This is a genomic window from Acetobacter sp. (assembly GCF_047721705.1).
GTDB lineage: Bacteria > Pseudomonadota > Alphaproteobacteria > Acetobacterales > Acetobacteraceae > Acetobacter.
Genome location: NZ_JBDNXK010000057.1, coordinates 1 through 21,573, shown reverse-complemented (window position 1 = coordinate 21,573; position 21,573 = coordinate 1). Strand labels below are relative to the sequence as shown.

General features: G+C 60.2%; 20 protein-coding genes and 1 pseudogene. 16 read left to right on the top strand and 5 right to left on the bottom strand.

Features of this window, described 5'->3' with window-relative positions; all coding sequences use genetic code 11:
• Together ABF824_RS10735 and hemA are read left to right on the top strand one after the other, a co-directional pair.
• Positions 1-298, top strand: a pseudogene (locus ABF824_RS10735) (hypothetical protein); the annotation flags it as partial.
• A gap of 268 nt (positions 299-566) precedes the next feature.
• Positions 567-1,841: a 5-aminolevulinate synthase gene (gene hemA / locus ABF824_RS10730; protein ID WP_415488834.1), complete on the top strand. Its 1,275-nt coding sequence runs from the start codon at positions 567-569 to the stop codon at positions 1,839-1,841.
• A gap of 63 nt (positions 1,842-1,904) precedes the next feature.
• Here hemA and ABF824_RS10725 read toward each other — a convergent pair whose 3' ends face one another.
• Positions 1,905-2,999 (bottom strand): BMP family ABC transporter substrate-binding protein, encoded by a 1,095-nt coding sequence (locus ABF824_RS10725; RefSeq protein WP_415488832.1) that lies wholly within the window; start codon positions 2,997-2,999, stop codon positions 1,905-1,907.
• 124 nt (positions 3,000-3,123) lie between these two features.
• Between ABF824_RS10725 and ABF824_RS10720 the strand changes: the two genes are divergently transcribed.
• Entirely contained in the window at positions 3,124-4,488 is a 1,365-nt protein-coding gene (locus ABF824_RS10720) for an amidohydrolase family protein (protein WP_415488830.1), read from the top strand.
• Positions 4,489-4,590: 102 nt separating this feature from the next.
• Positions 4,591-5,940: an 8-oxoguanine deaminase gene (locus tag ABF824_RS10715; RefSeq protein ID WP_415488836.1), complete on the top strand. Its 1,350-nt coding sequence runs from the start codon at positions 4,591-4,593 to the stop codon at positions 5,938-5,940.
• 59 nt (positions 5,941-5,999) lie between these two features.
• Here the strand turns inward: ABF824_RS10715 and ABF824_RS10710 are convergent, their stop codons facing one another.
• Positions 6,000-6,368: a hypothetical protein gene (locus ABF824_RS10710; protein ID WP_415488828.1), complete on the bottom strand. Its 369-nt coding sequence runs from the start codon at positions 6,366-6,368 to the stop codon at positions 6,000-6,002.
• A gap of 181 nt (positions 6,369-6,549) precedes the next feature.
• Positions 6,550-7,839, bottom strand: coding sequence for a DUF445 domain-containing protein (locus ABF824_RS10705; RefSeq protein ID WP_415488826.1), 1,290 nt, complete (start codon positions 7,837-7,839; stop codon positions 6,550-6,552).
• Positions 7,840-7,959: 120 nt separating this feature from the next.
• On the opposite strand from ABF824_RS10705, the gene ABF824_RS10700 reads away from it, so the two are divergent.
• From ABF824_RS10700 to ABF824_RS10660, 9 genes are all read left to right on the top strand, one after another.
• Positions 7,960-10,830, top strand: a complete 2,871-nt coding sequence (locus ABF824_RS10700) for a phosphoenolpyruvate carboxylase (protein ID WP_415488824.1) — start codon at positions 7,960-7,962, stop codon at positions 10,828-10,830.
• 173 nt (positions 10,831-11,003) lie between these two features.
• Positions 11,004-11,492: an SUF system Fe-S cluster assembly regulator gene (locus tag ABF824_RS10695; protein WP_415488822.1), complete on the top strand. Its 489-nt coding sequence runs from the start codon at positions 11,004-11,006 to the stop codon at positions 11,490-11,492.
• 6 nt (positions 11,493-11,498) lie between these two features.
• Complete coding sequence (gene sufB, locus ABF824_RS10690) at positions 11,499-12,989, top strand: Fe-S cluster assembly protein SufB (RefSeq protein ID WP_415488820.1); 1,491 nt, start codon at positions 11,499-11,501, stop codon at positions 12,987-12,989.
• 12 nt (positions 12,990-13,001) lie between these two features.
• The gene (sufC, locus tag ABF824_RS10685) at positions 13,002-13,772 is read left to right on the top strand and encodes a Fe-S cluster assembly ATPase SufC (RefSeq protein WP_415488818.1); all 771 of its coding nucleotides are present in this window, start codon (positions 13,002-13,004) and stop codon (positions 13,770-13,772) included.
• A complete protein-coding gene (gene sufD / locus ABF824_RS10680; RefSeq protein ID WP_415488816.1) occupies positions 13,769-15,076 on the top strand; it encodes a Fe-S cluster assembly protein SufD in 1,308 nt (435 codons plus the stop codon). The genes sufC and sufD overlap by 4 nt, the downstream gene beginning before the upstream one ends.
• Positions 15,073-16,287, top strand: a complete 1,215-nt coding sequence (locus tag ABF824_RS10675; protein WP_415488814.1) for an aminotransferase class V-fold PLP-dependent enzyme — start codon at positions 15,073-15,075, stop codon at positions 16,285-16,287. Before sufD ends, ABF824_RS10675 begins: the two co-directional genes overlap by 4 nt.
• A gap of 7 nt (positions 16,288-16,294) precedes the next feature.
• Complete coding sequence (sufU, locus tag ABF824_RS10670; protein ID WP_415488812.1) at positions 16,295-16,732, top strand: Fe-S cluster assembly sulfur transfer protein SufU; 438 nt, start codon at positions 16,295-16,297, stop codon at positions 16,730-16,732.
• Positions 16,725-17,162: an SUF system Fe-S cluster assembly protein gene (locus ABF824_RS10665; RefSeq protein WP_415488810.1), complete on the top strand. Its 438-nt coding sequence runs from the start codon at positions 16,725-16,727 to the stop codon at positions 17,160-17,162. The genes sufU and ABF824_RS10665 overlap by 8 nt, the downstream gene beginning before the upstream one ends.
• Positions 17,163-17,176: 14 nt before the next feature.
• Positions 17,177-17,560 carry a HesB/IscA family protein gene (locus ABF824_RS10660; protein WP_415488808.1) on the top strand — a complete coding sequence of 128 codons (384 nt, stop codon included), beginning with the start codon at positions 17,177-17,179 and terminating at the stop codon, positions 17,558-17,560.
• Positions 17,561-17,572: 12 nt separating this feature from the next.
• Here ABF824_RS10660 and ABF824_RS10655 read toward each other — a convergent pair whose 3' ends face one another.
• A complete protein-coding gene (locus ABF824_RS10655; protein ID WP_415488806.1) occupies positions 17,573-18,883 on the bottom strand; it encodes a DNA polymerase IV in 1,311 nt (436 codons plus the stop codon).
• Complete coding sequence (locus ABF824_RS10650; RefSeq protein ID WP_415488804.1) at positions 18,856-19,779, bottom strand: ROK family protein; 924 nt, start codon at positions 19,777-19,779, stop codon at positions 18,856-18,858. Before ABF824_RS10650 ends, ABF824_RS10655 begins: the two co-directional genes overlap by 28 nt.
• A gap of 141 nt (positions 19,780-19,920) precedes the next feature.
• On the opposite strand from ABF824_RS10650, the gene ABF824_RS10645 reads away from it, so the two are divergent.
• The 3 genes from ABF824_RS10645 to ABF824_RS10635 all read left to right on the top strand — a co-directional run bounded on the left by ABF824_RS10645 (position 19,921) and on the right by ABF824_RS10635 (position 21,490).
• Positions 19,921-20,160: a sulfurtransferase TusA family protein gene (locus tag ABF824_RS10645; RefSeq protein ID WP_415488802.1), complete on the top strand. Its 240-nt coding sequence runs from the start codon at positions 19,921-19,923 to the stop codon at positions 20,158-20,160.
• A 145-nt stretch (positions 20,161-20,305) separates the two neighbouring features.
• Positions 20,306-20,536, top strand: a complete 231-nt coding sequence (locus tag ABF824_RS10640) for an exodeoxyribonuclease VII small subunit (RefSeq protein ID WP_415488800.1) — start codon at positions 20,306-20,308, stop codon at positions 20,534-20,536.
• Positions 20,537-20,545: 9 nt separating this feature from the next.
• Entirely contained in the window at positions 20,546-21,490 is a 945-nt protein-coding gene (locus tag ABF824_RS10635) for a polyprenyl synthetase family protein (protein ID WP_415488798.1), read from the top strand.
• Positions 21,491-21,573: the final 83 nt, after the last annotated feature.

Here is a 21,573-nt window from a genome sequence, read left to right as displayed (position 1 = left end):
GCCTGTGATCGACCTTGTGGCCGGTACGCCGAAGCAGGAATGGATCGGTCCGGTGCATGACGTTGTCAGGAAAGCGCTGGCGCGCAAACCGAACATCCTTTTTCTCGTGCAGGCGCTTGCGCCGCCGGGCGCGGATGACGCGGCGACACGGGATAAACTCTCGCATCTGGTGGGTGTGGAAGGGCAGGCGATTGCCGATGAGATCGTGGCTGCCGGTGCCGCGCCAAATCAGGTCGAGATGTCGGCTATGCCGGATTCGACGGTGACGGAGCCCCGCATAAGGGTATATGTTCGCTGATCAATTCCATTGTGTTGCGTAATCTTTACGTGGTTGAAACCCGGATGGCGCATCCGGAGAATGGAGCAGGAGCAGAAGTCCGACACATTCGCCTCGATGGGACGTCGCTTCAGAGCAACCCTCGTGAACGCCGGATCGGGGGTGGCTGCGGTTGATTTTCTGCGCGATGAGCACAGTTTGACAAGTGCAGTATAATGTTACGGCAGATGTCTGACCGGGTGATGAAACACCTGTTGGACGCGTGAGGCAGAAACAGGAGTAGGGCAGGGTGAGTATTCGGAACGCGAGACACCCGTTTTACGATTTTTGTGACGAGGCGCTCGCGGACATTCGCAAGCAGGGGCGTTATCGGACCTTCACCCCTCTGGCCCGGGAAGCCGCGCGGTATCCGGTCTATGAAGAAGAACTTCCCAACACCGATCTGGGACGGGAAGTCGTGGTGTGGTCGTCCAACGACTATCTCGGCATGGGCGTGGAGCCAGAGGTCTGCGACGCTGCGATCAAGGCCATCCGTGAGCACGGAGCGGGTGCTGGCGGCACACGCAACATCGCGGGCACCAGTCCTCTCCACAAGGCGCTGGAAGCCGAGTTGGCGGCGTTGCACGGCAAGGAAGCGGGCCTGCTATTCGGTTCAGGCTATGTTTCCAATCAGGCGAGCCTGCAAACCATCCTGACATCCATGCCGGGCTGGATCTGCTATTCAGACCGCATGAATCACGCCTCCATGATTGCCGGCATCAAGGGCGCGCGCGGTTCGACGACCGTGATTTACGAACATAACGATCTTGCTGATCTGGAAGCGAAGCTGGCGGCTGCGCCCTATGAAGCGCCGAAGCTGATCGCGTTCGAGAGCGTGTATTCCATGGATGGCGATATCTCGGATATTGCCGGGACATGCGCTCTGGCCCGCAAATATAACGCCCTGACCTATATCGATGAGGTCCACGCTGTAGGCCTCTATGGTGAGAATGGCGGCGGCGTGACGCAGCGCGATGGTGTGGCCGATCAGGTGGACATCATCGAAGGCACGCTGGCCAAGGGGTTTGGCGTGCATGGCGGTTACATCACGGCCTCGGCCCAGATCGTCGATTATCTCCGCTCTTCCGCCTCCGGCTTCATCTTCACGACATCGCTGCCGCCATCCGTTGTCGCGGCGGCCCTGACAAGTGTGAAAATGGTGCGGGCGCAAAACTGGCGTCGCGAGAAGATGTTTGAGCGGGTTGAGACATTCCGGGCGAAAATGCGCGCGGCGGATGTTCCTTTCACGCCGACCCCGAGCCATATCGTGCCGGTTCCGGTCGGGGATGCCGAGCGCTGCAAGACCATTAGCCAGCGTCTGCTGAATGAATACGGTCTTTATGCAACCCCGATCAATTACCCGACCGTCGCACGGGGAACGGAACGTCTGCGCCTTACACCCGGCCCCTATCATACCGATGAAATGATGGATGACATGGTGTCGGCGCTGAAAACGCTGCTGGCGGAAGTGCCGTTGCCGAAAACACAGACCGAGGCGGCGAGCCTCATGACGAAGGCAGCCTGAGCAGCCTCCTCCGTTAGACATTCGCCATTCAGCGAATGTCTAACGGTTTACTATCGAGGGCGATCACTCCAGCCCGGAAACGCCCTCGACCTGCCAGCGCCAGCCATAAAGTTCCCGGTCGGTCATGCTCCGACCCGCAGGCACGCGCAGATGGCCTTCATTATCCCTGATCGGTCCCTGAAACGGTGACCATCCCCCCAGAATTCGTGTCCTTGCTGCGTCCGCCTCTGTCTGGACGGAGAGGGGTACGCGTTGCCCCCATGTATCGCGGTCCACGCCCTGACCCATCTTCAGGAAGTGTCCCTGTGGCTGCCATGTTCCCTGTATGCGTGCCCTGACCTGCTCAACATAATAAGGCGCGAAATCAAGCATCACGGAGCTGACATAGGCGTTGGGACCGAACCGCCGCATATCCGTGTTCCACATCGCCGCCCATGCACCGCGATTTTCCGCGACACGGAGATAGGCTGGCTCGTCCATGACGCCGTATAGGAAATCGCAGCCATTGTCGATCAGCGCTGAAGCGGCTTCTGAAGCCGCTTGCGGATCAAACCATGAATTGATGGAAATGACACGCAGCGTGGCATCCGGATTAACCGAACGCGTCCCCATCAGGGTTGCATTGGCCCCCGCAAAAGCTGCCGGGACGGGAAAAGAGGCAATGAAGCCGATCTTGCCGGTGCGGCTGAGATGCGCTGCGGCCACCCCCAGTACGTAACTGACATTCCAGTGGGCGATGTAATACCACCCCAGATTATCCGTTATGGTGTTTCCATCACATTCCATGAACGCGACATCGGGCACCTTATCCGAAACATCCCGCAGAAAATCGCCGTAAGTCGAGGTGGAAATGACCATCTGCGCGCCTTCGGCCACGAACTGACGGAAAATGCGGGTGGCATCGGCGGAGTAGGGAATGCTTTCGACAAACAGGGTGCGCAAGTGGGGGAAAGTCTTGCGGACAGCTTGTACGCCCAGATCATGCGCGTGGGTCCATCCGCCGTCGGTGACCGGACTTGTATGGCCGAAGGCGACAAGGAGGTCTTCTTCCGGCACCGGCGCAAAGCGCCGCGCCGCCCAGAGCGGTTTACTGAACAGGCCGCTACCGGTCGCCGCCAGCAGAGTGCGCCGATTCAGATATCCTGTCCTGTTCATCATGAAGAATGGTTTCTCAGCGTCCTGCCGTTCATGCAGACAATCTTCCCTTAATAGACAAAATTATGTTCGTTCCGTTAGTGTTAGGAAATTCTGACAGCCTGCAAGAGAGAAAAAACGGAACCAGATGACGGGATCGGGCTTTACGCATGTTCTGAAGACAAGAGTTCTGGAAGCGGTCTCTCCGTCAGAAGTTCTGACAGAACGGGTCATTCTTGCAGTTGGTGAAGAGGGCCGCATCGTGACGCGCGCGCCCGAGGGAAGTGCGGCGTTCGATAGTCTGGTCGATCAGGTGGACTGCACGTTGCCTGACCACTGCCTCCTTGTGCCCGGACTGGCCGATCTGCACATCCACGCGCCGCAATGGCCACAGGCGGGAAAAGCGTTGGATCTGCCGCTAGAGGAGTGGCTTGGAAGTTGCACCTTTCCGCTGGAATCCCGTTATGCGGATGCCGCGTTTGCGGAATCCGTCTGGCAGGATCTGGTTCCGTCACTGCTCAGACAGGGAACCACGACGGCGCTCTATTTCGCCACCATTCATGAAGAGGCGAGCTTGGGTCTGGCGCGTGTCTGCATCGAGCATGGACAGCGGGCGCTCGTTGGGCTGGTTGCCATGGATCATCCCGAACTCTGTCCGGCCGATTACCGTCAGGCCAGTGCGCAGGAAGCAATCGACGCAACACGCCGCTTCATTCTGGCGGTGCGTGCGCTGCGGGGAAACGAAGCGGGTCTCGTGCAGCCCGTTATCACGCCGCGCTTCATTCCCGCCTGCACCGATGCGCTGCTGAAAGGGCTGGGCGAACTGGCACGGGTGCTGGATGTCAGAGTCCAGACCCATGCCTCCGAAAGCGACTGGGAACACGAGACGGTTCTCGCCCGCATGGGCTGTTCGGATGTGGAAGCGCTTGATCGGTTCGGCCTGCTTCCCAGCTTTTCCGTTCTGGCGCATGCCGGGTTCACATCGCGGCAGGACAGGGCGCTCCTGCGGCAACGGAAAGCGGCCATAGCCCACTGTCCGATCTCCAATGCGTTCTTTGCTGGCGCTGCACTTCCGCTCCGCAATGTGCTCGACGAGCAGGTGCCCTGTGGGTTGGGAACCGACATTTCCGGCGGTTATTCCGCTTCCATTTTTGAAAATGCCCGACAGGCTGTTCTGACGTCGCGCATTCTCGAAAGCGGCACCGATCCGGATAAACCGTCATCGCAACGCGGACGCCCTCATTCCCGTGTATCCTTTGCGGAAGCATTCTGGCTCGCGACACGCGGGGGAGCCGAAGCTCTGGGCTTGCCTTGCGGCCAATTTCAGCCCGGTCAGATGCTGGATGCCGTCGAGATGATCTCCGGACGTGGAGCGTTGCGTCTTCATGAAGAAGATTCAGCTTCCACGCTGGCACAGAAAGTCGTCTGTCATGCTGGTCCGGAGACGATCGGCCGTGTCTGGGTGGGGGGTCGACTGGTCGTTTCCGGCAACGAGAATTCCATCACTCCGTGATAGGAAAAACAGCCCGTTCAGTTCTGCTGATGACGATCCGGACTTCGCACCTCCGGAACAGGGATAATCGCGAGATGTCATCAGTGAGGAATGAGCATGGCCATGCAGGCGGATCTCCTTGTCAGAGATGCTTACATTTATGTCGATAAAGACTGGGAAATTGCAGACGGCTGGATAGCCATACGCGACGGCAGGGTCATGGCTGTCGGCAGTATGAGCGATCCGCTTCCAACCGCACAGAAAGTCATTTCAGCTGGTGGAAGCCTGCTGACGCCCGGCTTGGTGAACGCTCACCACCACATGTATCAGAACCTGACCCGTTCCTACGCGCCGGTCACGAACGGCACGCTGTTCGAGTGGCTGACCGGCCTTTATCCGCTGTGGGCCAAGCTGGATACCGACTCGGTTTATCTGTCGACCATCGTCGCCATGCTGGAACTGCTGATGGGCGGCTGCACGACCTCCATGGATCATATGTATGTCCATCCGCAGCCCTATCTGATCGATGCCCAGTTTCGTGCGGCCAAAGAAATCGGTTTCCGCTTCATGGGGACGCGCGGCTCCATGACGCGCTCGGTGGAGGATGGCGGCTTGCCGCCAGCCTCGGTGGTGCAGGATGAAGACACCATTCTGGCGGACTGCGAACGGTTGATCGCAGCATGGCATGATCCGTCGCCGGGCTCGCTGGCGCGACTGGCGTTGGCGCCCTGTTCGCTGTTCAGCGTGTCTGAGACCATCATGCGGGAAAGTGCGCGGCTGGCCGATCAACATGATCTGCGGCTTCACACGCATCTGGCGGAAGACACGGAAGAAGATCGCTATTGCGCGGAAGTGTATGGCTGCACGCCTACGGAATATTTTGAGCGCGTGGGCTGGGCGTCCCCCCGTTCATGGGTCGCGCATTACATCTATCCTTCCACGGATGAGATCGACCGGCTGGCCCACGCGGGTGTGTGTACGGCCCAATGCCCCTGCTCGAATATGATGATTGGCGGCGGCGCGGCAGACGCCATGGACATGCGGCGTCGGGGGATGCGTATCGGACTCGGTTGCGATGGCTCCGCGTCGACAGACCACGCTTCAATGTGGCTGGAAGCCCGCATGGCGCTTCTGCTCGGCCGTTTCCGCAATGGACCACACTCCATGTCCGCTCGTGATGCGTTGGACATGGCGACCCGAGGGGGTGCGGCCTGTCTGGGATGGGACGATGAAATAGGGCATCTGCGGCCGGGTGCCTGCGCGGATATGGTGATCTGGAAAATGTCACCTATCGCATTGGCCGGGGCTCTGACCGATCCTGTCGAGGCGTGGCTCCGCTGCGCTCCCGCCGTGGCGGGCACCACCATCGTCAACGGGCGGATACTGGTCGAGAATGGCGAGCCGGTCTTTGCCGGTCTGAACGATGTGCTGAAGTCCCATGCCGAGGCCGCGCGGCGGATGCAGGGGCTATAATAAAAAACGGCACGGGAGACATGATCTCCCGTGCCGTTCTCTGACGGATGGTGGTCCGATCAGTTGGCGGCAGGTGCGTTGGCCGGAACCGTCGTAGCCGGAGCCGTCGTCGCCGTGCCAGCTACCGGAGCCGGAACGGACGGTGCAGCCGGAACCGCAGGGACGCCCGGAACAGCAGGAGCAGCCGGTGCCGTCGCGCCAACAGCCGGAACCTTGTCCTGCTGGGCAGCTGCCAGGCTCTTCGCGTTCAGATCAGCGGTGTCGGCATCCGTAGCCTTCTTCTCGCCAGTGGCCCCTTTCTTCTCACCCTTGGCGTGATGCTTGTGGTGCTTGGAAGCAGCAGCCGGAGCAGCAGCGGACAGGACAAGAGCCGGTGCGCCAACGAGCAGCGTCGCAGCGAGCAGGGCTTTTGAAGTAAATGACCGCATTGAATTATCCTCGATTTGTTAATTGGTCTCAAAAGAAACCAGAGACAGGGCAGATGTATATACCCATCTTGTCATACTTAGATACAATAAGAATTACATGCCATGAAAGTGGCTGGCGCAAGAATATTTCAGGACATTTGTAAGGCAGCCGCCGTTTGGCATGCTGTGTTGCGTATTCGCGCTAGCCGGGAGCCCCAAAAAGCAGTTCGAGAACGAGGGAAAGCACCGCCCCGACGCCAAAGCCGACAATCGTGCCGTTGACACGAACATACTGAAGATCGCGCCCCACGCGTAGCTCCAGTTTCTCCGACACGGCGTCCGCATCCCAGTTGCCGACGACCTCCGCAATGAAGTTGGAGAGATGCTCGCGCAGATAGGGCAGGGAGCGCGTGATGGTTTTGCGGGCCGCTTCTTCGATCCGCGCCTGTGTGCCGGCGTCTTCTCGTGCCTGATTGGCCATCCGCAGAAGCGCCTCGCGCACAAGCGTGGCCGTCCATCCGTCTTCCTTGCCGAGATCTTCCTCGATCATGCGCTTCATGCGCGTCCAGATATCCGCGCCCCACGTGAGCATGGATTCATGAGCAAAAACGCCCTTGAGAATCTGGGATAGCTCTTCCGCGCGGCCCGTATCCTGTTCAATGCGGGTGATTTCGCTGCGCACCCATTCCGTGAAGCCTTCACGCAGACTGGAATCCTCGGGATTGATTCGGTCGAGCTCCTCGCTGGCCGCTGTCAGGACCTTGTTGGCGATCGAGCCGCCAATCGCCCAGCCAACGAGCCTGCCGCCCTGTTCACGCACACGGGCTTCGATCATCGCGCGCAGGGCCGGTTCTTTGGCCTGCATCCCCGTTTTCATCTGGCGGAGCAGAAAAGTGAGCACCTCCTGATGCTGATTCCCGTCCACCAGCGCCCGAAGGCTGCGGGCGATGACGGGAGCCAGGTTGCTGCCACCCAGCAGAAGAGGAAGACTGCGGCTGAACGCTGTTCCAGCCCGTCCGTCCTCCAGACGGTTCATCATCTGCGGCACAGTGCCGGAAAGGCTTTTGGTGAGGGTGTTGGCCGTCGCCGGGTCAGAAAGAACATTCGCAACGAAAGCCGGCAGATCGATCCGGCTCAGAACGCGAGCGACTTCCTCTTCCGTGAAAACCTGCGTCGAGACAAAGCGCCCGAGCGCCCGTCCCAGCCGCTCCTTCTGCGCGGGAATGATCGCCGTGTGCGGAATCGGGAGCCCCAGCGGGTGCCGGAACAGCGCCGTCACGGCGAACCAGTCGGCCAGACCGCCCACCACACCCGCCTTGGCGCCAGCGCGCAGCGTGTCGAGCCATAGCGTGTCGTCCAGCAGACCGTAGGCAGGGGCGAGGTAAGTGGCCACTGTCAACGCGCCCATCCCTGCCAGAAGGCCGGTGGCGGCGCGTTTCTGTCGGGCAAGGTTTCTGCGGAGTTCGTCGTCGGAATGGGGCTGTCTGCTCATCGGGACTTGAATAGCATTGCCTTGACCCTGTTCTCAAACATGTGTCGTTTTGCAGAAATATGGTTTCAATATCGTATTGTCGCGTTATTTCAGGTTGTTCTACCCTTGGAAGTGCATGCAATGGCAGAAAACCAGTCTTCTTCCGCTCCAGAAAAAGGTGCGCCCGTGAATACACTCTCTCCCGGTGCCCGTGCCGTTCTGGCTCTGGGGCGTCTGCACGAAGACATCGATCTGCCTCCGGAAGAGGACACCATTACCCCTGAGGAGACCGACAACGGCGTGTTGTCGATGTCCCGGCGAATCGGGACGCTGCTTGAGCAGGGAAAGATTTCGGTCGCCGATCTGGCGGCGGTGACGCAGCATCTGCGTGATGGCGCCTTTCTCCGTCGGGCCACGCGACTGCACCGTTATCCGGGCGGCACGAACCCCGATGTGACGGAAGATCGTCTCCGGAGCGTCGTCTCCCAGATTGTCGAGGCAGCCTCGGCGGACAAAACCGATTCAGCCGAGGCGCTGAAAGCCTTCCGTGAAGCCGTCGAGCGCATCCGCTATGCCGCCGTCTTCACCGCCCATCCGACCTTCGCCGTGGCCAACGAGGTCTATGCCTCGCTTGCCGATTACGCTTCCGCACCCGAGCCGCAGGAAACGGCGCCGCCGTTCATAACACACCGACGGTCTGCGCCCCCGACGCTGGAAGAAGAGTTCAGGCTGGCTTCGGAGGCCATTCTGCGCGGGCGTGATGCGCTTGACCGCTTCAATGCCGACCTTCTTTCCGCCGCACGGGAAAGTTGGCCGGAAGCATGGTCGCATATCATCCCCAAGGCGATCGTCATGACCAGCTGGGTGGGATATGACACCGATGGCCGCACGGATATTGGCTGGTGGGACACGCTGCGCCTGCGGCTGAAGATGAAGCTGTTTCAGCTTCAGCGCGTTCGTCAGCAGGTCGAAGCCTCGGGTGTCGAGGCGCTGGCGCTTCTGAGCCGTCTGTCCCGCGCCTGCTATACGGTCGAAGCCCAGATTGCCGCCTGTCCGCAGAGCTGTGATTCGGAAGCGACGGTTGCCTTCTCGAAGTTGATGGTAGGTGGGCGTGAGGACAGCATTCTCGACCCAGCAGTGTTGGGGGATGCTTTTCAGGACGTCATTGATAACGCTCCCCCGGAAGCGGCCCTCGCGCTCGCGGTCGCGCGGAGTGGGCTGTTCGCGCACGGAATGTCGGCGTCCCACAGCCACACACGGCTGAACGCCACGCAGATTCACAATGTGATCCGCCAACGTCTGCGCATCACGGATGACCCGGCGGACCCGGCTCACCGTCGCGCGCTCCTCGCCAGCATCAATGACGCGTTGGAAAATGTAACGGCCGTACCCGTCGATTTCGGCTCGCTGCTGGCGGAACAGGCATCGGCCGCGCGGCTGATGATGACGGTCGCGCAGATCGTCAAGCATATCGACTCTGTGACGCCGGTGCGCTTCCTGATCGCCGAGACCGAAAGTGGTTACACGCTGCTGTCCGCTCTCTGGCTGGCGAAGCATTTCGGTATTGACGAGAAGATCGAAATCTCGCCGCTGTTCGAGACGCGCGAGGCGCTGATGGGCGGCGGCCGCATCATCGAGGAGGCGCTCCGTTCGCCGCAATGGCGGGCTTATCTGCGCAAGACGGGGCGGCTCAGTCTCCAGTTCGGCTATTCCGATTCGGGGCGCTATGTCGGCCAGCTTGCCGCAACCTATATGGTCGAGCGCCTGCGCCTGAAGATTCTTGACCTTCTGCGGACCTGGGATCTCCAGGATGTCGAGGTCATCCTGTTCGACACGCATGGCGAAAGCATCGGGCGCGGCGGCCACCCGTTCCGTCTGGCGGACCGCTTCTCCTATCTCTCGCCGATGCATGTGCGCGCCAAATTCGCGGAACGCGGTGTGAAATACCGCGAGGAAAGCGCGTTTCAGGGGGGCGATGGCTATCTGCTGTTCGGCACGCCCGAACTGGCCGCCGCAAGTGTGGCCACCATCGCCGAGCACACGTTCGAGCCGCTGCGCCAACATGGCGATCCGGTCTATGATGAGCCGGACTTCTCCGCCGACTTCTTCTCCACCATCGCCGAGGCAATGACGGGCCTTGTGGATGATCCCGGTTATGCCGCCGTTCTCGGCGCTTTTGGTCCGTCCCTGATCGACAAGACCGGCTCCCGTCCCGCTGCGCGGCAGACCGAAGGGGGAGGGGTTTCGCCACGCATCACGCATCCGAGCCAGCTTCGCGCCATTCCGAACAATGCCATTCTCCAGCAGCTTGGCTGGTGCGCGAATACAATTCAGGGATTGGGGTCCGCCGCCCGTCGGCATCCCGAGACGTTCGAGACCTTCCGCGAGGGAAGCGCCCGTTTTCGGCGGGCGCTGGATTTCGCGGCGCATGCGCTGGCCCATTCCGACGATCAGGTCCTGCGGAGTGTCATCTGGCTGCTGGACCCCGGTTACTGGCTGGATCGCGCGACGGCCGAGCCGCGGGCGAGTCGACGTGAGCGCTATCTGGCGGTCATGCACGATCTTGAACGCCTCGACTTCTGGGCCGCCACGCAGTCCATGTTCCGCCGGATTCAGGCCGACCATCTGGCGCTGAGGGCCGTCTGGCCTGAGGCACCGACAATCAATGCATCCGAGCGCCTGCTGCACGCGATCCGCATCGCGCTCATAGAGCAGATCTGGGTGCTGGCGACGCAGGTGCCGTTCTTCATGCCGCGCGGAAACTTCACGCGGGAAGTGATGATGCAGCGTATCCTGTGTCTCGAAATTCCGTCCGTGCTGCGGGAAATGAACACGGTGTTCCCGCAGGGCGGTTCAAAACGGGACTATGGTTTCCACGAGCCTGCTGGCCCGCAGATGGACAATTCCTACCAGCAGGAGCATGAGGAAATCTTCCAGCCGATGAAGGATATGTTCCTCATCATGCGGGAAATCAGTGTCGCCCTCATGCATGGAATTGGGGCGTTCGGCTGACAGGGGCGTGAACGCTCCTTCTCCCCTTGGAGAAGGAGGCTTTCCGCACCCGACATATGCGTCTTTCACAATGGTTTGTGCTTGACGCAGCCCCCTCGCGGCTCCATGTCTCCATAAACAGGACTGATTTGGTACTCAATGGCGGTATCCACGCGCTCTAGGGAACGTAAACCATGCTGAGGCTATCGAAACTGGCTGATTATGCTGTTCTGACCCTCGTCAAGCTGGGGCGGCACGATACTGTCGTCACGTCACCCGCGCTGGCGCAGGAAACCGGCGTGCCGGAGCCGACTGTGGCCAAGGTTCTGAAAACACTCGCATCAGATGGTCTGCTCGTGTCGCAGCGTGGCGCGCGGGGAGGGTATCGTCTGGCCATGAAGCCGGAGGAGATTTCCATTGCCCGGGTGATCGAGGCGGTGGATGGGCCGATTTCGCTGACAGCCTGCGTGACGGGCGGCAGCGGATGCGACAACGGCGAATGCACGCTTTACGGCGGCTGGGATGTGGTGAATGACGCCATCCGCGACACGCTGTCCGGCATTTCGATCGCGAGGATGGCAGAAATGAAGCAGGTTCCCCGGCGTGGGCAGTCCGCGGGTTCCGGGATCGCCAACGGCTTTCGTCAGGAAAACATGGCGCCAGCCGGGACGATGGGAGGATAATGGGTCATGCCAGCTATTACAGAAACCCGTGAGCAGGTCGAAAAGCTCGGCCAGTCCTCCTATCAGTGGGGCTTCGAGACCGACATCGAGATGGATGTCGCGCCGAAGGGCCTGAACGAAGACATCATTCGTCTGATCTCGACCCGCAAGGAAGAGCCGGAATGGATGCTGGAGTGGCGGCTCGACGCCTATCGCTCCTGGCTGAAGATGAAAGAGCCCACCTGGGCCAAGGTCACCTACCCACCGATCGATTATCAGGACGTGCATTATTATGCCGCCCCGAAAAAGAAGGATGGCCCGAAGTCTCTGGAAGAGGTCGATCCGGAGCTTCTGCGGACCTACGAGAAACTGGGCATCCCACTACATGAGCAGGCCATGCTGGCGGGCGTGGAAGTGCCGGAGGGCGAGGAAGCCCGTCTACCAGTGGCGGTGGACGCCGTGTTCGACAGCGTGTCCGTGGCCACGACCTTCCGCAAGACGCTCTCGGAAGCAGGCGTGATCTTCTGCCCGATTTCAGAGGCGATCCGCGACTATCCGGATCTGGTGAAACAGTATCTCGGCAGTGTCGTGCCTGTGGCTGACAATTTCTATGCCGCGCTCAACTCTGCCGTATTCACGGATGGCTCGTTCGTGTTCGTGCCAAAGGGCGTGCGCTGCCCGATGGAGCTGTCCACCTATTTCCGCATCAATGCCAAGAACACGGGACAGTTCGAGCGGACGCTGATCATCGTCGAGGACGGCGCTTCGGTCTCCTATCTCGAAGGCTGCACCGCGCCGATGCGCGATGAGAATCAGCTTCACGCAGCGGTCGTGGAACTGGTGGCGATGGAAGACGCCTCTATCAAATACAGCACGGTGCAGAACTGGTATCCGGGCGACGAGAATGGACGGGGTGGTATCTACAACTTCGTGACCAAACGCGGTGCCTGCCGTGGCGCACGGGCCAAGATTTCATGGACGCAGGTGGAAACCGGTTCGGCCATCACATGGAAATACCCATCCTGCATCCTGCAGGGTGAGGATTCCGTGGGCGAGTTTTACTCGGTGGCGGTGACCAACAATCATCAGCAGGCCGATACGGGCACCAAGATGATCCATCTTGGGAAAAATACCCGCTCGACCATCATCGCCAAGACAATCAGTGCCGGAAAGTCCGATAGCACCTATCGCGGTCAGGTGAAGATCATGCCGAAGGCGTCAGGCGCGCGGAACTTCACCCAGTGCGACAGCCTGCTGATCGGCGATCAGTGCGGTGCGCATACGGTGCCGTATATCGAGAACCGCAACATGGCGGCGCGCGTGGAACATGAAGCCACGACCTCGAAGATTTCCGAGGACCAGATGTTTTATTGCCGCCAGCGCGGTCTTTCACAGGAAGATGCGGTCGGTCTGATCGTCAATGGCTTCTGCAAGGACGTGCTGAAAGAGTTACCGATGGAATTCGCTGTTGAGGCGCAGAAACTGTTGCAGATCAGCCTTGAAGGCAGCGTGGGCTGAGGAGTGGAAAAAATGAGTGAACTTTTGAAAATTTCCGGCCTGCACGCAAGCATTGACGCTGATGGCACGCCCAAGGAAATCCTGCGCGGCGTCGATTTGGTCATCCCGCCGGGTGAAGTGCATGCAATCATGGGGCCGAACGGTTGCGGCAAGTCCACGCTGTCCTATGTCCTCGCTGGACGTGAGGACTATGAGGTGACAGCCGGTTCCGTGCTGTTCAAGGGGCAGGATCTGCTGGAGATGGAGCCGGAAGAACGGGCCGCGGCCGGTCTGTTCCTTGCCTTCCAGTCACCAATCGAACTGCCAGGCGTCAACAATGCCAACTTCCTCCGCACGGCGGTGAATGCCGTTCGTCGCGCTCGTGGAGAGGAAGAGCTGGATGCTGTCGGGTTTCTGAAATCGGTAAGAAAAGCCACGAAGAATCTTTCGATGGCTGATGACATGCTCAAGCGTAACGTCAATGTCGGCTTCTCTGGTGGTGAGAAGAAGCGCAATGAAGTGCTGCAGATGACCATGCTTCAGCCGACGCTGGCCATTCTCGATGAGACGGATAGCGGTCTTGATGTCGATGCGCTGCGGATTGTCGCCGAAGGAGTGAAGAACCTCCGTTCTCCTACCTTTTCCGCGCTGGTCATCACCCATCACCAGAAGCTGCTGGATTATCTTGGCCCGGATCGCGTGCATGTCATGGCGAAGGGACGCATTGTTCGCAGTGGCGGCCCGGAACTGGCAAAACAGATCAATGAAGAAGGGTACACGGCTTTTCTCCAGGAGGCGGCATGAACGCCATCTCACCTGTCACGCGGAGCCTTGCACCATTTGAGGCCCGTCTGAGTGGTCTGACTGATCCGGACCGTAAAGCCGCAGCGGGAGCGCTGGCACGTGTCGGTTTGCCGACGCCTCATATCGAGGCATGGCATTATACCAATCTGCGCGCATTGGCTGGTCGTGTTTTTTCTGCTCCTGTTCAGGGTGTTGATGAAAAGGCGGCGAAAAAAGCCCTTGATGCGCTTCTGACGGAAGAGAATGGCCTTGCTGCTCTGCCGCGACTGGTGCTGGTGAACGGACAGTTCTCGCCCTCTTTGTCATCGGACAGTCTGCCGGAGGGGGTTTCCTTTACTTCCTTTGCACAGTCATCTGATTTCGGAACGCAGGCGTCCCCGGACCGTGAAGCGATGGTGGCCCTGAACACGGCTCTTGCTGGCGATGGTGTGCAGATATCCGTGAAAGCTGGCGTGCAGGCTGGCCGGATCGTGCTTGTGTCGCTTGCCGTTGGAGCGGAGGAGGACGTTTCGTTTCATCCGCGCCACACCATCACACTGGAAGAAGACGCTGCCTTGTCCGTCATTGAACTGACGGCGAGTGCGGATGCTTCCGCGTCCTACGTGCATAATCCTGTTCTGTTGTGCACAGTTGCCGAACGTGCGCGTCTCACGCACATCAAGATTCAGCAGGAAGCGACAAAGGCGATCCATCTCGCAACTGTTTATGCCGATGTTGCGCCCCGTGGCGCTTATGACAGTTTCACGCTGGGACTTGGGTCTTTCCTGTCGCGTCACGAAGTGCATGCCACGATGCATGGTGATCACGCTGCCGTGCATGTGAACGGTGCGCAGCTTCTCGGTGACGAGCAGGTCGGTGATCTCACCAGCGTTATTACGCATGGGGCGCCGGACTGCATCTCCCGCCAGACGGTGCGGAATGTGCTGACCGATAAGGCGCGTGCGGTCTTTCAGGGCAAGGTTCTGGTGGAGCGGGTGGCCCAGAAGACGGACGGGTATCAGATGAATCAGGCGCTGCTGCTTTCGCCGCATGCCGAGATCGATGCCAAGCCGGAACTGGAGATTTACGCGGACGACGTGCGGTGCAGCCACGGTGCGACCGTTGGCGCTCTGGATGATGACCAGCTTTTCTATCTCCGGAGCCGCGGCGTGCCCGATGCCCGGGCACGGCAGATGCTGGTCGAAGCGTTTCTTGTCGAAACGGTCGATCTGGTCGAAGACGAAGTTGCGCATGGCGTTCTGATGAGTGCGCTGGAAAAGACGCTGGCGGCCCGAGTGAGCGCCGCTGCGGAGCAGGCAGCATGAATATTGACGAGATCAGAGCCCAGTTTCCTATCCTCTCTGCAAAGGTTCATGGAAAGCCATTAGTTTTTCTGGATAGCGCCGCTTCCGCACAGAAGCCGGATGTCGTGATCGATGCGATGTCCGAGATGATGCGCACCCAGTATGCGAACATTCATCGCGGTCTACATTGGATGAGCGAGCGCGCAACGGAGGCCTATGAGGCGGCCCGCAGCCGTGTGGCGGCTTTTCTCGGCGCTTCCACACGGGATGAAATCGTATTCACGCGCAACAGCACGGAAGCGATCAATCTGGTGTCGTACAGCTTTGGCAGTCTGCTCAAGCCGGGACAGGCTGTGCTGATTTCCGAAATGGAGCACCACGCCAATCTCGTGCCCTGGCAGATGCTCCGGGACCGCACGGGCGTTGAACTGCGCGTGACCCCCATCACGGACGGGGGCGATATCGATCTTGAGGCCTATCGCCAGCATCTTTCCGATGGAAAGGTGGCGCTGGTTGCGATCACGCACATGTCGAACGTGCTGGGAACCGTGACACCCGCCGAAGAACTGGTCGCCATCGCCCATGATGCCGGCGCGAAAATTCTACTGGATGGTAGCCAGGCTGTCGTGCATCGGAAGGTCGATGTGCAGAAACTGGGTGCGGATTTCTACACATTTACCGGTCATAAGCTCTACGGCCCAACCGGGATCGGCGTGCTGTGGGCACGCAGAGAACTTCTGGACGCCATGCCGCCGTTCATGGGGGGCGGGGATATGATCTCGAGTGTCACGTTCGAGAAGTCCGTCTGGGCGCCTATACCGGCAAAATTCGAGGCAGGCACACCGGCCATCGTGGAAGCTGTCGGGCTTGGCACCGCCATCGACTGGGTGGAGAGCGTTGGTTACGAAGCCATCGGCGCGCACGAAGCGGCTTTGACGGCGCACGCACTCCGGGTTCTGCCGGAAGTGCCCGGTCTGTCCGTCATCGGTAAACCGAAGGAGCGGGGAGGCGTTGTTTCCTTCATCATGGAGGATGTGCATCCGCATGACATCGCGACGCTGCTGGATCGCAACGGCATTGCGGTGCGCGCCGGGCATCACTGCGCCGAACCGTTGATGCGCAGATTGGGACTGACGGCGACGGCGCGTGCCAGTTTTGGCGTTTACACCACCGAAGGCGAGATCGATCTGCTTGCGGAAACGCTCAGGAAGATCCGTCAGTTTTTCATATAGGACGGTCATGGACGGGGCTTCCTGCTACGATACGCTCATTCTCTCCCGTTCCCGAAAGCCGGAATTTTCGGGTGAAGCGGAGGGAGAAACCTCAACCGCACAGGGTAACAACCCGATGTGCGGGGACAGGGTGCGGGTATCGCTGCGTCTTTCCTGCGAAAAGGTGGAAGCTGCCCGCCACATGACGCGAGGATGTGCGCTTTGCATGGCGTCCGCCGATCTGATGGCGGAGACCATAACCGGGCGTTCTCGGGCGGATGCTCTTGAATTGGGGCAGCGCTTTACCGATATGCTGGAAGACACGTCTTCAAGAGTCGACGCGGCTGGAGAGGATACGTTACCGCCTGCCTTTCGCGCATTTCTGCCACTGAGGACCCATCGTTCCCGTCTGCGGTGTGCGACATTGCCCTGGACAGCGCTTGGGGAGGCGCTCGATCATGACTGAAACAATGCCTTTACAGAGCGAAGAGAAGCAGGCCGCCGAAGCGACCCGCGAAATGACGCCCGCTGAAGCCACGCAGGCCGCAGTCGCGCATTGGACGCCAGACGGCGAAGTGCAGCCAGCAACCGGTGTGCCGCCTGAAGAGGCGATCATTGATGCGATCGCGACCGTTCATGACCCGGAAATTCCGGTGAATATCTATGAGCTTGGCCTGATCTACGCCATTGATCTGCATGACGATGGCCGCGTGAAAGTCGAGATGACCCTCACCGCCCCGAACTGCCCGAGCGCACAGGAACTGCCCGCGCAGGTTAAGGAAGCAGTGGAAAAAGTGCCGGGTGTCACATCTGCGGAAGTGGATGTGGTGTGGGATCCGCCGTGGGACATGTCACGCATGAGTGACGAAGCCCGCCTTGCCCTCAACATGTTCTGAACAGGAGAGCGGACATGGAAACGCAGACCACGACAGGTCAGACGCCTTCTCGCCCCGCCCGTGCCTTGCCTCCCGTCATGACGTTGACGGATGCGGCGGCCGATCGGCTGCGCACACTCTACGCAGGGGCGAATGCCGGGCAGCTGCTTCGGATTTCGGTCAGCACCAAAGGCTGTTCCGGTCACGCTTACGATATGAACTTTGTCCCGGAAGCCGGTGAGGCAGGGGACGAGCGTGTGACCGACAAGGGCGTGACGGTGCTCATTGACCGCAAGGCCATTCTGTTCCTCATCGGATCGCAGATGGATTATCACACTACGGATCTGGAATCGGGCTTCATGTTCAGTAATCCGAATGAAAAAGGCCGCTGTGGCTGCGGGCTGAGTTTCCACGTCTGAGACGCGGCTGCGTCAGTTTCCTTTCAGCGAACGTCCCCGTTGCACCACATTCTTCCCGAACCGTGAGCGCAGCCCGTCGATAGCCTGCTGCATGGCGACGCGGCTCTGACTGCGCGCATCGGCGAGGTCCGGCGGGTCTGCGTCGTCGAGCGGTGCCAGCCCATTCGAGCCGATGCCCAGCAGGCGGAATGCCGTGCTTCCCGTTTCCACAATCAGAAGACTTCTGGCGGCTTCGAATAGCCGATCCGGCAGAACCGTGGGTGTATGCAGCTTCATGGCTCTGCTGCGGGTCTGGAAGCTGGACGTGCGCAGTTTGAGCGAGATGCCGGTGGTCGCCACTTCCTTGCGTTTCAGCCGCAAGGCCAGTTGTTCGCATAGATCCCACAAAGCACGTTCCAGCGTTGCAGGGTCACGGATGTCCTGCTCAAACGTGATCTCCGTGCTGACGGACTTGACCGGATGCAGTGGCGTTACGCGCCGTCTGTCCTCGCCCCGGGCGCGCGCCACCAGTTCGGGGCCGCGTGGACCAAGCTTGCGGAGCGCCTCTCCGGTCGTCAGGGCGGCGATGGCACCGAGGTGAGAGAGACCCAGTCGTGTCAGCGCTTCTTCCTGGGCCTTGCCGATGCCGGGCAGAAAGCGCACCGGCTTTGTCGCCAGCCATTCCTGCGCCTCGGAACCGATCACGCCATAGCCCCGCGGTTTATCGACGCCAGCAGCGAGCTTGGCCATCAGAGGATTGGCGGCAAGCCCGATGGAAATCGTCACACCCAGTTCTTTTTCCACCTGCAACGCGAGGCCAGCGATCACCACGCAAGGCGGCGCTCCGTGCAGTTCTCTCGTGCCGGAAAGGTCCAGCACGGCCTCGTCGATGGATTTGACTTCCACCAGAGGCGTGAGGGCACGCATCATGACACGGAGACGCTCCGCGACGGTGCGATAGGCGCTCATGTCGGGGGAAAGGATCACAGCGTCAGGGCACAGTTCCCGTGCGCGGCGCATGGGCATCGCGGAACGCGCTCCGCTGAGACGGGCGATATAACAGGCCGTGCTGACCACGCCGCGCTCCCCGGTGCCGCCCACAAGGAGCGGTTTTCCGGCAAGTTCGGGTCGGCGCTGCTTTTCGACGCTGGCGAAAAAGGCGTCGCAATCGACATGAGCGATGGAAAGACGTGTCAGGTCAGGATGAAAGACCAGACGGCGCGAGCCGCACGCGGGGCAACGAGCCGTTGCAGTCTCATCATCAGACCAGAAGATATCCGGGCAATCCCGGCACAGAACGGGGCGTCGTTTCCCCGTCAGATTTCGAGTTCCGTTGTTTCCCATAGCCAGGCCGCTCCCCGCACACCTGAACTGTCTCCATGCATGTTTACAAGCAGTTCCGTCTTGCATTCCGGCGTGACGACATGCCGGGAAAGCAGCGCGGGGACACGCGCCAGAGTGTTTGTCAGGTTCGAGACGCCGCCGCCGAAGACAATGGCGTCCGGATCGAGCAGATTGATGATCAGGGCGCAGGCGCGGGCGAGGCGATCGACATAGGCATCCAGCGCTGCCTGCGCCTTGATGTCGCCGTTTGCGGCCGCATCTTCGATGCCTTCTGCGCTGCGGACACCTGCACCCTTCCATGAAGATGCGAGAGCCGGCCCGCAGAGGAAACGCTCAAGACAGCCCTCATTGCCGCAGAAGCAACTCGGCATGGGGAATTCTCCGACGCGCGGCCATGGCAGCGGAATGTGCCCCCACTCGGCGGCAATATGGTGACGGCCTGTCAGCAGCTTCCGATCCACGACCAGACCGCCGCCCATCCCGGAACCGATGATGACGCCAAACACTACATGCCGTCCTGCGCCCGCGCCGTCGATGGCTTCGGACAGGGCGAAACAGTTAGCGTCATTTTCCACTCGAACCCGACGTCCGGTCACTTCCGGCAGATCGCGGCCCAGAGGCTTGTCATTCAGCCATGTTGCGTTGGCGTTCTTGATCAGACCCGTTTCGGAATCGATGGAGCCGGGCGTGCCGATCCCGAAGGGCAGGCGCACATCCGGAGCGACGCCAAGTTCGGCACAGGTCGCATCCAGAAGATCACGAATGGCTTCGATCATGGGCCGATAGGAGCCGGGATTCGGAACGCGTTTGCGCAACAGGATGTTGCCGATCCGGTCGAGCGCTACGATTTCGATTTTTGTCCCACCGAGATCGATTCCAAGTCGGATCGTGTGCATGCTAACTGTCCGTTTCTATCCATCGCCTGAACCATCCCACCTGTGCGCCTGTGAAAAGGGCAGGCAGGCGATATGATGCGGGCAGACAATTGCCGCGATCGTCGCCCGAGACAAGAGGCGAAAACACAAGGGAGAATCAGTGTGAGCGAAACTCTTCTGGACGTGCGGGGACTTAGTTGCCCGCTGCCGGTGCTGAAAGCGAACAGAGCCCTGCGTGACCTTGCACCGGGGGAGCGCCTGCGGGTCATCGCCACGGACAGGGCTTCCGCCACGGATTTCCGGTCGTTCTGCAAGGAGACAGGCCACGCGCTCGTGTCTTTTGGCGAGGAAGCCGGTGTGCTTTCTTTCGTCATCCGCAAGAAATCCGAACAGACGACCTGAAAATCGTCTTATTCTCGGATAACTGAAGGTAAAAGCCCGTCATTGAGGCCGTCTCATTCATGGGAACGGTCACGCAGACTTGGCATTCGTCCGTCTGCGGGGTAAGGGCTGCGGTTTGATGACCTAATTGGGAATGCCATGAGCCATGACGGGTGAGATTCCTACCCTGTCCTTCGAGGACGCGCTTGCGGAGCTTGAGCGGATCGTCCGCAACCTCGAGAGCGGACAGATGAAACTCGAAGAGGCCATCACATCGTATGAACGTGGCGCGGCTCTCCGTGCGCACTGCGAAAGCAAGCTGCGCGAGGCTGAAGAGCGCGTGCAGGTGATCGTCCGGCGGGCTGATGGCGCGCTGGATGCAAAGAACGTGGATTGAACTTCAGTTATGACCAACGTCGGCGTGAGCCCCAGCCCCGAAGCATCCTCCCAGAACGCCGCCAGCGCGTTGCAGGTGTCTCTCAAAACCCGCGCCGCAGCCGTGGAGGGAGCGCTTGACGCTCTGATCCCACGTGTGAGCGGCCCGGAAGCGCGTGTCATCGACGCCATGCGCTATGCGACACTGGGGGGCGGCAAGCGCCTGCGCGGCTACCTTGTGGCGGAAGTGGCTTCGCTGTTCGGCGGCAGTGCGACGGAAGAAGGCGCTTACCGCGCTGCTGCTTCCGTCGAGATGCTGCATGCCTATTCTCTGGTGCATGACGATCTTCCCGCCATGGATGACGATGATCTGCGTCGTGGTCAGCCCTCCACGCATCGGAAGTTCGATGAGGCGACGGCTATCCTTGCAGGCGATGCATTGCAGACCCGCGCGTTTGAAGTGCTGGCGGAGCCGGAAACCCACAGTGACGCAGCCGTTCGTATCCAGCTCGTGCTGGCTCTGGCGCAGGCTTCCGGTGCTCAGGGCATGGTCGGCGGTCAGATGATCGACATGGAAGGCGAGGGACGCGCCCTTTCCCTTAAGGAAGTCAGCCATCTCCACGCTCTGAAAACGGGCTGCCTGATTCGCTACTCGGCTGAAGCCGGTGCGATTCTGGGTGGGGCGAATCCCGAGCAGCGTGAGCGCATCGTCAATTACGGTCGTGACATCGGCGCAGCATTCCAGATTGCGGATGACGTGCTCGATGCTACCGCAACCGAGGAAGAACTCGGCAAGACAGCGGGCAAGGATCAGGCCGCAGAGAAGTCCACCTATGTGGCGCTGCTGGGCATCGACGGCGCACGCAAAGAAGCCGAGAAACTGGCAGATCGTGCGTGTCATGCCCTTGATATTTTTGGAGAAAAGGCCGATCGGCTGCGCGACCTTGCGCGTTACGTCGTAGAGCGCAGGAGCTGAGAGCCATGAGCGATACGTCAGGACCCATCCCCACCCGCGGCCGTTTTCCGTTGCTGGATCGTGTTTCGTATCCTGTTGACCTT